At 38.8% G+C, this 13,301-nt stretch carries 10 protein-coding genes; 4 read left to right on the top strand and 6 right to left on the bottom strand.

Going from position 1 to position 13,301, the window contains the following annotated elements; genetic code table 11:
• Positions 1-24: 24 nt before the first annotated feature.
• From gyrA to dnaA, 6 genes are all read right to left on the bottom strand, one after another.
• Positions 25-2,568: a DNA gyrase subunit A gene (gene gyrA / locus AC3XNE_RS04205; RefSeq protein WP_489833061.1), complete on the bottom strand. Its 2,544-nt coding sequence runs from the start codon at positions 2,566-2,568 to the stop codon at positions 25-27.
• 52 nt (positions 2,569-2,620) lie between these two features.
• Entirely contained in the window at positions 2,621-4,579 is a 1,959-nt protein-coding gene (gene gyrB, locus AC3XNE_RS04200; protein WP_489833060.1) for a DNA topoisomerase (ATP-hydrolyzing) subunit B, read from the bottom strand.
• Between the two features lie 104 nt (positions 4,580-4,683).
• Positions 4,684-5,880, bottom strand: coding sequence for a DNA replication/repair protein RecF (recF, locus tag AC3XNE_RS04195; protein WP_489833059.1), 1,197 nt, complete (start codon positions 5,878-5,880; stop codon positions 4,684-4,686).
• 2 nt (positions 5,881-5,882) lie between these two features.
• Positions 5,883-6,101: a S4 domain-containing protein YaaA gene (gene yaaA / locus AC3XNE_RS04190; protein WP_489833058.1), complete on the bottom strand. Its 219-nt coding sequence runs from the start codon at positions 6,099-6,101 to the stop codon at positions 5,883-5,885.
• 224 nt (positions 6,102-6,325) lie between these two features.
• Positions 6,326-7,465 (bottom strand): DNA polymerase III subunit beta, encoded by a 1,140-nt coding sequence (gene dnaN, locus AC3XNE_RS04185; RefSeq protein WP_489833057.1) that lies wholly within the window; start codon positions 7,463-7,465, stop codon positions 6,326-6,328.
• Positions 7,466-7,705: 240 nt separating this feature from the next.
• On the bottom strand, positions 7,706-9,076 hold the full coding sequence (gene dnaA / locus AC3XNE_RS04180; RefSeq protein ID WP_489833056.1) for a chromosomal replication initiator protein DnaA: 1,371 nt from the start codon (positions 9,074-9,076) through the stop codon (positions 7,706-7,708).
• A gap of 559 nt (positions 9,077-9,635) precedes the next feature.
• Here dnaA and rpmH point away from each other — a divergent pair.
• The 4 genes from rpmH (at position 9,636) to AC3XNE_RS04160 (ending at position 13,090) form a co-directional block, all read left to right on the top strand.
• Positions 9,636-9,770 (top strand): 50S ribosomal protein L34, encoded by a 135-nt coding sequence (rpmH, locus tag AC3XNE_RS04175; protein ID WP_003701411.1) that lies wholly within the window; start codon positions 9,636-9,638, stop codon positions 9,768-9,770.
• A 683-nt stretch (positions 9,771-10,453) separates the two neighbouring features.
• Entirely contained in the window at positions 10,454-10,795 is a 342-nt protein-coding gene (gene rnpA / locus AC3XNE_RS04170) for a ribonuclease P protein component (protein ID WP_489833055.1), read from the top strand.
• A gap of 29 nt (positions 10,796-10,824) precedes the next feature.
• On the top strand, positions 10,825-11,664 hold the full coding sequence (locus tag AC3XNE_RS04165) for a YidC/Oxa1 family membrane protein insertase (RefSeq protein ID WP_489833054.1): 840 nt from the start codon (positions 10,825-10,827) through the stop codon (positions 11,662-11,664).
• Between the two features lie 229 nt (positions 11,665-11,893).
• Positions 11,894-13,090 carry an acetate/propionate family kinase gene (locus AC3XNE_RS04160; RefSeq protein WP_489833053.1) on the top strand — a complete coding sequence of 399 codons (1,197 nt, stop codon included), beginning with the start codon at positions 11,894-11,896 and terminating at the stop codon, positions 13,088-13,090.
• Positions 13,091-13,301 lie beyond the last annotated feature (211 nt).

The raw sequence follows: 13,301 nt of genomic DNA, 5'->3' as shown, positions 1-13,301 counted from the left end.
TTTTTTTACTTTCTAATTTGATTTTTAGTCCAAATCGTCCTTATTTGTATTATTTTCTTCCGTTTCTAATTGGGCAGGATCTGCTTCTGAATTATTTTGTTCATCTGCCACTGTTTCTTCAATTTCTTTAGGTTCAACCTTGGCCATTGTAGATACAAAGGAATCTTCATCCAAGTTGATCAAATGTACTCCGAGTGCTGAACGGCCAGTTGTTGAAACATTAGCAATAGCAAAACGGATCAACACGCCTTTATTAGTAATGACCATAATATCTTCATCACCAGACACAGTTGTTAAACCGACCAGTGGACCATTTTTAGGAGTAATGTTGACTGTCTTGACACCTTTACCGCCACGGCCATGAACTGCATATTCACTAGCAGGAGTTTGTTTGCCGTATCCTTGTTCCGAAATAACAAAAACCCTACTATCAGGGCTTAAAATATCAGCTCCGATCACATAATCATCGCTACCTAAACGAATACCTCGCACACCTGCAGCTGAACGACCCATGGAGCGAACGTTATCTTCGGCGAAAGAAACAGCGAATCCTTGATGTGTTCCAATGATAATATTTTGTGCGCCATTTGTTTGCGAAACACCAATCAATTCATCATCATCACGCAAAGTAATAGCTTTTAAACCATTCTTGCGAATATTCAAGAATTCTGAAACAACTGTCCGTTTAACTACACCGTTTTTAGTGGTAAAGAACAAAAACTTATTATCCGTATCGGCGTTTTCTTTATCTTTTTTAGAAACAGTGACCACTGTAGCAACCTTCTCGTCCGAGGCAATATTTAACATATTGATCACTGGGATCCCCTTGGCTGAACGTCCATATTCAGGGATCTGATATCCTTTAGAGCTATAAACTTTACCAGTATTGGTAAAGAACAATAGTTCATCATGAGTCGAAGTAGCTATCAAATGCTCAATAAAGTCTCCTTCATGGACACCCATTCCTTGAATACCTCGTCCTCCACGATTTTGTGCCTTGAATTCACTAGTTGGAACGCGTTTGATATAGCCGTTGTGAGTTAAAGTAACGACGACTGATTCTTCTTCGATCAAGTCTTCATCTTCAATACTTGTCACATCACCGACAAGCAGTTCAGTACGCCGGTCATCGCCAAACTTTTCTTGGATCTGTAAAAGTTCCTCGTAAATAATTTGGTTGATGCGCTCAGTATGAGCCAAAATATCCTCATAATCAGCAATAGCGTCCATCGTCTTTTTATAATCATTTTCGACTTTATCCCGTTCCAAGCCGGTCAATCTTACCAACCGCATATCTAAGATAGCTTGAGCTTGTTTGTCACTTAATTGATATTCATTCATCAAACGATCTTTAGCGATATCACCACTCTGTGAGCTGCGAATGATATCAATGATCGCCTGGATATGATCTAAAGCGATCCGCAACCCTTCAAGTATATGCGCACGGGCTTTAGCCTTCTTTAAATCAAACTCAGTCCGACGGCGAATAACTTCTTCTTGGTGTTTTAAGTAATACTGTAAGATTTGCTTCAAGCTAAGGATCTTTGGAGTACCGTCAACGATCGCCAACATATTAAAGCCAAACGACGACTGCATTAAAGTTAATTTATACAAATTGTTTAAAACGACTGAAGCACTAACGTCACGCCTAATATCGATAGTGATCCGCATACCTTCACGATCAGACTCATCTTTGATATCAGTAATGCCCTCGATTTTATGCTCCCGAGCTAATTCTGCAATACGTTCGATCAAGCGAGCTTTGTTGACCATATACGGCAATTCATTAACAATAATTCGTTCACGACCGTTTTTTTCCTCTTGAATATCGACCTTAGCTCGCAAAACTATATGCCCATGGCCTGTCTCATATGCCTTGCGGATCCCAGATTTACCCATGACTATCCCCCCAGTAGGAAAATCTGGGCCTGGGATGGCCTCCATCAGATCAGCAACTGTGGCATCAGGATCATCCATCAGAATATGCAATGCAGAAACGACTTCTGCCAAGTTATGCGGTGGAATATTTGTTGTCATCCCAACGGCGATCCCCGTAGCTCCGTTTACTAGCAAATTTGGAAAACGTGCTGGTAAAACTTTGGGTTCTCTTTCAGTCCCATCATAGTTTGGTTCGAAATCGATCGTATCTTTATTGATATCGCGCAACATCTCTAGCGTGATCTTCGACATCCGTGCTTCAGTGTAACGCATAGCTGCAGCACCATCACCATCGACCGAACCAAAGTTCCCATGCCCATCGACCAACATGTAACGATAGCTGAAATCTTGTGCCATCCGCACCATAGATTCATAAATTGCCGAATCACCATGTGGATGAAATTTACCCATGACTTCTCCAACGATCCTAGCAGACTTCTTATACGGCTTTTCCGGTGTGACACCCAACTCGTTCATCCCGTATAAAATTCGACGATGAACAGGCTTTAGTCCATCTCGAACATCAGGCAAAGCACGTGCAACAATAACACTCATTGCATAATCAAGGAAAGAGTTCTGCATTACCTTGGATAAATCGACATTCTTAACTCGATCTGGTATATCTACCAACTTTCTGACCTCCTATTTTACTCCCAGTTGAAATTTATTTCCCGGGAAATAATTATGCATCTAAATTCTCAACATATGTGGCATTTTCTTCAATAAATTGTCGTCTTGGTCCAACTTGGTCTCCCATTAGCATTTCGAAGACACTATTGGCTTCTTCAGCATCCGACAGTGACACACGCATCATCCGCCGATTTTCTGGATTCATCGTAGTTTCCCACAATTGATCAGCATCCATTTCACCTAAACCTTTATATCGTTGGATAGATGGCTTTGGAGATGGTGACAATTGCGACAAAATATCTTGCAATTCCTCATCAGAATCAATGTATCTGACCATTTTACCCTGTCGAACTTGATACAAAGGCGGCTGAGCAATATAAACATAACCTGCATCTATCATTGGTTTCATAAACCGATAGAATAACGTTAACAGCAAAGTTCTGATATGAGCGCCATCAACGTCGGCATCGGTCATGATGATCAGTTTATGATAATTTGCCTTGCTAACATCGAATTCTTCGCCAAAACCTGTTCCCAGCGCCGTAAACAACGAACGAATCTCCTCATTGGCTAAAATGCGGTCTAAACTGGCTTTTTCAACGTTTAAAATTTTACCACGGATCGGCAAAATGGCCTGTGTCAAACGTGAACGTCCTTGTTTAGCAGATCCGCCCGCAGAATCACCCTCAACAATAAACAATTCTGAAATTTCAGGATCCTTGCTTGTATTATCGGCTAACTTACCAGGCAAGTTAGAAATCTCTAAGCCATTCTTTTTGCGTGTTACCTCACGGGCACGTCTGGCAGCAACACGAGCTTTAGCGGCCAAAGAACCCTTTTCCACGATCTGTTTTGCAGTCGTTGGGTTCTCAAACATAAACTGCGAGAATGTTTCACTAAATAACTTATCTGTAGCCGTTCTAGCATCTGAATTTCCCAGTTTAGTCTTCGTTTGTCCTTCAAATTGCGGATCCGGATGCTTAACAGAAACCACCGCTGTGATCCCTTCTCGTACATCTTCTCCAGAAAGATTATCATCGCTGTCTTTTAAGATACCTTGTTTTCTAGCATAATCGTTGATCACTCTGGTCAAAGCAGTCTTAAAACCAGCTTCGTGAGTCCCGCCTTCATACGTATGGATGTTGTTAGTAAAAGTCAATAAGTTTGAATGAAAATCATCCGTATACTGTAATGAAACCTCAACCGTGATACCATTCATTTCACCTTCAACATATACTGGCTCTGGGAAAAGGACTTCTTTTCCTTTATTTAAGAATTCAACGTAATGTTTGATCCCACCAGCATAATGAAATTCTTCAAACGTTGGTTTATCAGGCCGTTGATCGGTGACAGTTAGCTTTAATCCCTTATTTAAAAAGGCCAGTTCACGGATCCGAGTAGTCAAAACTTTAATATCATAAACATTAGTTTCCGTAAAAATATCAGTGTCAGGCTTGAAATGGACCTCTGTTCCGTGAGTATGCTCACTAGTTTGGCCAACAACATGCAATTGTGTTTTGACTTTACCAAAAGCAAAATCCATCGCATACACATTTGTATCTCCACCACGTTTTACTCGTACTTCTAAGTCAGAAGAAAGTGCATTGACAACTGAGGCACCCACACCATGCAGGCCACCAGATACCTTATATCCGCCACCGCCAAACTTACCGCCAGCGTGTAGGATCGTATAAACAGTTTCAACAGCTGGGCGTCCCGTCTTCTTTTGAATATCAACAGGGATCCCACGTCCATTATCCTTAACCGTAATACTATTATCTTTTTCAACGATAACATTGATCTCATCACAAAAACCGGCTAGGGCTTCATCAATACCATTATCGATTATTTCCCAAACCAAGTGATGTAATCCTTGAGTACTTGTTGAGCCAATATACATTCCGGGACGTTTGCGAACCGCTTCTAGCCCTTCTAAAACTTGTATTTGACTAGCATCATATTCACTTGCCTGTTTCTCTTTGGCTTCTACTTCTTTTTCTTCGTCAGTCAATTGATATCCTCCTTATTATCTAAGTCATACCACTAACAAAAAGCCACAGCTGATCCTCGGACAGACCAACTGCATTAATTGTTTGTTCTTTATAACCTTCAAAACTAGCTTAAATTAAATTTATCTTGTTCATTATCACCACGTGGATAATAAGTGGTCGTTTTTAAAACTAGCTCACCATTAGCTGTCGTTTCAGCTACATGTCCCTGGTTAATAGTGAAAATTTTAGGCGCTTTGATCAGGTTTCTAGCTACATCATTCATTGCTGGTGCTGTTAAAAACGTTTGTACTTTGTTTTGAATAGTCTTTAATAAATGCGTCTGGCGTTGCCCATCCAATTCAGATAAAACATCATCCAAAAGTAATAAAGGGTATTCACCTGTTTGTTCCTTCATCACATCTATTTCAGCTAATTTAACTGACAATGCCGTGGTTCGTTGTTGGCCTTGAGAGCCATAGGTCTGAACATTTTTATCATTGATCAAAAATTTAATGTCGTCTCTATGTGGACCGATCAAAGTCGTACCTTGAAAAATTTCTTTTTCATACTGTTCTTTGAGTTGCTCGTACATTAGCTGCTGTAATTCTTTTTCGGAATAGTCTTCTATATTTTTCAACTTTGATTCATATTCGAATGACAGTTTTTCTTGCCCTTGGGTGATCGACAAATGTAATTTTTGAGCATATTTCTCCAATTCATTTAAAAAAGTTTGTCGCTGTGCCATGATACTACCGCCAAATGAAGACAGCTGTTCAGACAAAACATCCAAATAGACCCGATCACTTGTCTGGTGCATATTTAATGATTTCAGATAATGATTTCTCTGTTTTAAAACATCTCGGTATGCACTTAAATCATGAAGATATCGCGGGGCGATCTGGCCAAATTCCATATCAATGAAGCGCCGTCTTCCTGTTGGACTTCCCTTCACTAAAGATAGATCTTCAGGAGCAAATAAGATAACGTTCAACTGGCCAACGTATTGTGAAAGCTTAGCTTGCTCCAAATGATTTATACGGGCCTTTTTACCACGTTTACCCAGTTCAAGCTCTAAAGGAAGCTCATCAGCACGCCGATGCACCAAACCTTGAATATCAGCATCATTATTACCAAAACGGATCAACTCACGGTCATTAGCCGTTCGATGACTACGGGCCGTTGCTAAAACATAAATTGATTCTAACAAATTAGTCTTTCCTTGAGCATTTTGTCCTAGCAAGACATTGATACCAGGGGAAAAGTTTAGTAAAGCCTCTGAATAATTCCTAAAATTTTTAAGATGAAGCTTTTGTAAAAACATAATTACTTTCCAGCTTTAAGTTTGATCATTACGTCATTGATTTTGACCACATCATCGGCATAAAGCTTTTTGCCTCGCCGTGAATCAAGCACACCATTTACATAAACATCGTTTTTTGACAAGAACCATTTAGCCTGTCCACCAGTTTGAATCAAATTAGCGATCTTCAAAAGTTGTCCGAGAGTTATGTAAGGTGTTTTTAAAGATATTTCTTGTTTCAAAAAAACGATCCTCACTTTCTATAAGTTACCTCTTAATTATACCTTTTTTTTCCACTTAAAACAATTTTATTGGGCTATATATCCATTCTAAGCAATTTTGACTATATCTGGATAGAATAGCTACTTGAACTCTTAAAATGTCTTAGAAACTTCTCTAAGCTAAAAAAAATGGACTCATATCTTAAGAGCCCATAAAAAAATAATTTTTTACCATACCAACTTAACTAAAATGTTCTAACTGGCGTGATCAGTTGTACGAAATCAGTCCCATCTTCGGTTGGAACTAATGTAAACGGACGTAGCGGCAATGTTAGCGACATTATGATATCCGTTTGACCAAATGAAGATAAAGCATCTTTCATATAATCTGGGTTAAAGGAGATCTCCAAGTCATTTCCTTCAAGTCTCTTGAATGCAAGGTCTTCTTCTACATTGCCGATCTCGGGAGAATTACCGTAGATAACGGCCTTTTGTTCCCCGGCCTTTAGCGATAACTTAACAACGTTATTACGTCCTTCATGTGACAACAGTGAAGCACGTTCAATTGAATGTAGTAGGTCAACCGCGTTAAATTCTACTGTTGTTTCTGAACTTTGTGGGATCAAACGATCTGTATCTGGGTAATTTCCTTCTAATAAGCGTGAATAGAAAGAAGTATTTGCAAAAGTAAATAAGATTTGATTTTCGGCAATACGGATCTCTACATTTTCGCTCGTGTCACTTAACATTTTGGCCAATTCATTTAAAGATTTTCCAGGAACAATGATGTCGTAATCCTTAGTTCCCGCATCGTTCAAGGCAATTTTTCGTTGGCTTAAACGGTGAGAATCAGTAGCAACAGCTAGTAATTCTCCGTTACTATACACTAAATGAATACCTGTCAATATCGGGCGACTTTCTTGTGTAGAAATGGCAATAACGGTTTGTGTGATCACTTTTTTTAAAATATCTGCAGCTATAACTAATTTATCTTCAGCATCGATCTCTGGTAAATGAGGGTAGGTTTCGGAGTCTAAACCATTGATAGTAAATTCAGCTTGCCCAGAAGTAATAGTTGCTTGGAATCTTTCATCTACACTGATCGTCATTATATCTTCGGGTAATTTTTTTACGACCTCATTAAAGAAGCGTGCTGGCAAGACAATGCTGCCTGGTTCATCGATTTGTAAAGCTGCTTTTTCATCATCTTGAGAGATAACAGTTTCGATCGAGATGTCTGCATCACTACCAGTTAAGGTTAATTTACTTGCTGATAGAGTGATTTTAATACCAGTTAATACATCGATCGCTGTTTTGGATGAAATTGCTCTTTGAGAATCGTTCAAAGAAGCAATGAAGGTATTTCTGCGAATACTGAATTTCATAGAATGATATCCTCCTGTTTTTATATTATTAATTAATAATAAAAGTAGTCGTAGTAGTAGGGCCTGTTATTTATGTTGATAAGTAGGATAAAGTAAAGGAAATAGTAAAATTGCTTGTTAATAACATGTGGATAAAAGTCAGAAGTTTTCCACAGTTATCCACAGGTGCAAAAGTAACGGTCACTTCGCTTATCTGTTTTAAATACGTAATTTGTAACAAGAACTGTTAAAAATTTTTCTTTAAACTTGTAATTCTGCTTTCAATTCATTAATTTCATGTTCTAATCCTGGATCGTCTGCCAAAGTCTCTGTTATTTTTTCGCACGCATGGAGTACCGTGGTATGATCTTTACCACCGAATTCTTGGCCGATGCGAGGGAGAGAAGAATCAGTTAGTTCTCGAGATAAAAACATCGCTACTTGCCTTGGAACAACGATTGCTTTTACCCTTTTTTTACCCTTAAGTTCATTAACAGACACGTTATAATACTTGGCAACTTTGTTTTGTATTGCTGGGATCGTGAGTTTATTATTATGGTCTTTACCGTTTAAACTCTTGAGAGATTCAGCTGCTAAACTAGTTGTGATTTTAGTATGATTCATGGAAGAATAGGCTTGAACACGCATTAAAGCACCTTCTAGTTCTCGAATATTAGAATCAAACTGACCGGCGATATAGCTTAAAGTTTCGCTAGGGATATCTAAATGTTCGCTTTCTGCCTTATTGCGCAAGATCGCAATACGTGTTTCAAAATCTGGTGGTGTTATGTCAACTGATAAGCCCCACTTAAACCGAGAGACCAAGCGTTGTTGTAACTTAGGGATCTCATTAGGCAAACGGTCTGACGAAAGTACGATTTGTTTTTTGTCATCATATAAGGCGTTAAATGTATGGAAAAATTCTTCTTGGGTACCAACTTTGTCAGCGAAAAACTGAATATCATCAACTAATAAAAGATCAACATTCCGGTATTCCTGCCTGAATTCTTCTTGCCGTTTTGTTTGGATAGAGTTGATGAAGTCGTTGGCAAAGGATTCGCTTGTTACATATTTGACTTTAGCGTTTGGACGATTCTCTAACATTTGATGACCGATAGCATGCATTAAATGCGTTTTACCTAAGCCAACACCACCATAGAAAAATAGTGGGTTATAAAAGACGCCGGGTTCTTCAGCAACTGCTAAAGCAGCAGCATGAGCTAATTGGTTCCCTTTCCCTACCACGAACGTATCGAAGGTATAACGTTCATTTAGTTGAGCGTCTTTGACAAAAACCTTAGATGGAGTTTCACTTGCATCTTCTGAAGTTAAATTTTCAGTGGATAAGTTTTCGGTCGGGTCGTACGCTTCCAATGGATTAGGTTCATCGGGGGTCTTTGGTAAAATTGTTAATTTATAACCCAATGGTTCTTCCAGCAAGTCAACAATCTGCGGGGTCACACTTTGAGTCCAGTAATCACGATGAAGCTTTGATGGGACTTCAACAACAAGGGTCTTATCAGCAAATTGAATAGGTTTTGCAGTTTCGATCCAAGTCTTATAAGTGATCGTGGAGAAAGATTCATTGAACTTTGCGCAAATAAATTGCCATAAAGTTTCAAGATCTGGCACTGGACATTCCTCCTTTAATTAAATTTACACGTCAATTATTGTAGCATGGAATAGATTAGTTTTCCACAATGTGCATAAACAAAGAAGAAGAAAAAACAGGTTGTTCAACTTGTTATCAACAAGGGTGTGGATAAGTTGATGAGCCCCTTGCTTTCTTAACTTATCCACAGAGCTGAACGGGTGTTTTGCGTACGGCTCATGCGGAGTTTGAGAGTTATCAACAAGACAATCCACAGACACCAGGACTGTTATGAACAGCTTGTGACTTGTGGACAATTTCGGGGAAAATGGTGTGCATTCTAAAAAGAAAATTCACAGGAAAAGAAACACTTTTAACAACTGCTGTGGATAACTTTTGGATCGCTTAAAGGAATTCTGCTTGTTTTTCTTAGAAATTTTTACGCTGATTTAGACATTCCATCCAATAGGTGTTTTTAAAATTTTGTTTGCAATTAAAGCCATATATGATAGTATAGACAAGTAAGTCTGAACTTGAAGTGACTACCTTTTTGTGGTAGTAGAAGATATCAGAGTTCAAACCAAGGAGGTGTCAGAACCAATGAAAAGAACTTATCAACCAAAAAAACGCCATCGGCAACGCGTTCATGGTTTCCGTAAACGCATGAGTACAAGCAACGGTCGTAATGTGTTAGCACGTAGACGCCGTAAAGGCAGAAAAGTATTGTCTGCATAGATCACTGAGACCGTCAGTGGTCTTTTTATTTTATTAAGCAAAGTTTTTGAAAGAAAAAAGAGTGGATGTATTTAACAATAATAGACCTTGTGTTTAATCCAGCTTAGTATTAGCAATACATTACGCTGTGTTGGTAGCGGGCGTGGTTTGCTAGCTAGCTCTGTTGTTAGTCGAGCTACGATGTTCATAAGATTCCGTCTAGTCAACTTTGATACCATATTGCGAACATGGCAATGTGGTATCAAAGTCCATTGGTGCTCATCTTTTGGACGATTTTCTCCGCTTTGTTTTCATAGTCGAGCTGCGCAAGCCAAGTCTCTCCGCTTATCCAAGTCAGGCACTACATCGCTGAAAAGCGCGCTATAGTGTCTGACTCCGATAATGCTCAAGACTTAACCGGCTTGCTCCGCTCTGTTATTAGTCGAGCTGCGAAAAACAGACAATTCCGCTTATCCAACTTGAACCTCACAGTGCAAAGCCTGCACTATAAGGCTCAAGTCCGATAATGCTCGTTGTCTAACGATTTTCTCCGCTCTGTTTTCATAGTCGAGCTACGCAAGCTAAGCCTTTCCGCTTATCTAAGTCAGACATTACATCGCTGAAAAGCGCGCTATAGTGTCTGACTCCGATAATGCTCAAGACTTAACCGGCTTGCTCCGCTCTGTTATTTTTGGAGATGTATTATGCGTAAATCTTACCGCGTCAAGAAAGAAGCGGAATTTCAAAAAGTTTTTACTCAAGGCAAATCTTGTGCAAATCGTCAGTTTGTTGTCTATGTACTAGAAAAAGCTGAACAGTCTCATTTTCGCGTGGGGATCTCAGTTGGTAAGAAGATAGGTAACGCAGTGGCACGTAATTGGGTCAAACGTCGGATCAGACAGAGCTTGACTGAATTAAAGCCGCAACTTAAACAAGATTGTGACTTTCTTGTGATCGCACGTCCGAGTGCTGCTGGAATGTCTACTGCTGAGGTTAAACAGCATTTGATCCATGTTCTTTCTTTAGCAAATATTATTAATAGTTAAGAATTTCAATTTAAGAGAGGTAGAACACGTTGAAAAAGGGGAAAAAGGCTCTTGCTTTATTTGGAGCTTTATCTTTAGTATTAGTGCTGAGTGCATGTAGTACTGATCCTGTAACTTCTCAAAGTACAGGATTTTGGGACCATTATATTATCTGGAACTTCGTACGCGCGATCAAGGGTCTAAGTAATATTTTTGGCGGTAGTTTTGGCTGGGGGATCATTGTATTTACAATTATTGTTCGGATCATTATTTTACCGTTAATGGTTTATCAAATGAAATCATCACGGAAAACAATGGAAATTCAACCGCAATTAAAAGAATTACAAGCAAAATATCCTGATCGTGATCAAGAATCAATGCGTGCGATGCAAGAAGAGCAAAGAAAGTTATATGCTGAAGCTGGAGTTAACCCAGTTGCTGGTTGTTTGCCACTTATCGTGCAGATGCCAGTTTTGATCGCTTTGTACCAGGCTATTTTTAGATCACAAGAATTGAAGACCGGGAGCTTTTTATGGATGCAGTTGGGTGATAAAGATCCGTACATTATTTTGCCGATCTTGGCTGCTATTTTTACCTTTGCTACATCGAAATTAAGTATGATGTCTCAACCTGATACGGGGCAAAAAGGTATGACAGCAGCTATGACATATGGTATGCCTGTGATGATTTTTGTTACTGCCTTAAATGTTCCGGCTGCATTGTCATTATATTGGGTCGTTACCAATGCCTTTTCAGTTGGCCAAACACTTCTGATCAACAATCCATTTAAGATCAATCGTGAAAGAGCAGCGAAAGAGCAGGCTAAAAAAGATCGTGAACGTGATTTGAAAAAAGCTAAAAAACGAGCTCTAAGAAACCGTAAAAAATAAAATTTATGATAACTAATGGTGTGAAATCTTCGTTTTGATTTTGGACCATTTTTTATTATTTTTAGTTCAAGATACTGTTTTTTTGCTGATTTCAATGGTATGTTAGAAAAGTAATTGGTCCAATTAAGCTTATTGATGGTCAAGTTAGATATTAAACGTTTACAATATTAAGTAGTTGGACTATGATATTTTAATATCGTATAGAATGAAAAAAGGGAGAGGATCACATATGGAAAAACTGCTGGTTATTAATTCAGGCAGTTCAAGTTTGAAATTCAAATTATTAGTCATGCCAGAGGAAAAAGAATTAGCAGATGGTATTGTTGATCGGATCGGTATTTCTGGGTCAAAAATTAAAATCGAATATGGTGATGGCCAAAAATATGAAAATCAAGAGGAAATTAAAGACCATAAAGTTGCCGTGGATCGTTTGACTTTCTTGCTAAAGGACTTAGGGATCGTTAAAGACCTTAAAGAAATTACAGGCGTTGGCCATCGCGTTGTGGCCGGTGGTGAATATTTTAAGCATTCCGTTGTCGTGGATGATGATGTCATCAAACACATTGATGAGATCGCTGATATGGCTCCATTGCATAACCCAGCTAACTTGATGGGGATCAAGGCATTTAAGCAGATCTTGCCACATGCTTTTTCCGTTGCATCTTTTGATACAGCTTTCCATCAAACGATCCCGGCTGTTAATTACTTATATAGTACTCCTTACGAATGGTATCGAGATTATGGTGTTCGCCGTTATGGTGCGCATGGTATCAGTCATAAATATGTTTCACAATTAGCTGCTGAAAAAATCGGTAAACCATTGGAAGACCTTAAATTGATAACTTGTCATTTAGGAGCAGGTTCTTCTGTTTGTGCCATTAAAGATGGGAAGTCATTTGATATTTCTATGGGCTTTACACCATTGACTGGTGTAACAATGGCTACTCGTTCAGGTGATATTGATGCAGCTTTGTTGGGTTATATAATGGACAAGTTAAACATTGACTCAATGGATGATATGTTGGATATCTTGAATCATAAATCTGGTTTGATCGGTATCTCAGGCGTTTCGTCTGATATGCGAGACTTGTTGGAAGCCGAGGAAAAAGGTAATGAACGTGCAAGCTTAGCTATTCAATTATTCGTAAAAAACGTGGTTAAGTATATCGGTGAGTATATTGCTGAAATGGGCGGAGTCGATGGTATTGTCTTTACTGCTGGTATTGGCGAAAATTCGATCCCAGTCCGTAAGCGGATCATGGAGCGCTTGGCATACCTGGGATTGACATATGATGACGCTAAGAATTCTGAAAACTATGAAGGCGTAATTTCACAACCAGGTTCTAAGGTCTCAGTCTTACGTCTTTCAACAAACGAAGAATTGATGATCGCTCGTGATATCATGAAGTTGAAGAATGAAGCATAAAGAGCTCTCAAACCTAGTTAATTAATAAAAAACGTGTCTGCCAAAAAGGCGGGCACGTTTTTATATCGGAAATGCTAATAAGGAAACTCAAATGGGAAATGACCTGATTAATAATCAGCTGAAATATACTTCCCCAAAATAAACTGGCAAGTATTTTCAAGCTAGATATCAATTAGAAAAATAAAAAGAGAGTATTATTTGGTGGATTAAA

The organism is Ligilactobacillus sp. JN-6 (Y).1, assembly GCF_058111525.1.
The sequence above is the reverse complement of the archived record's forward strand: the minus strand, read 5'-3'. Positions and strand labels throughout refer to the sequence as shown.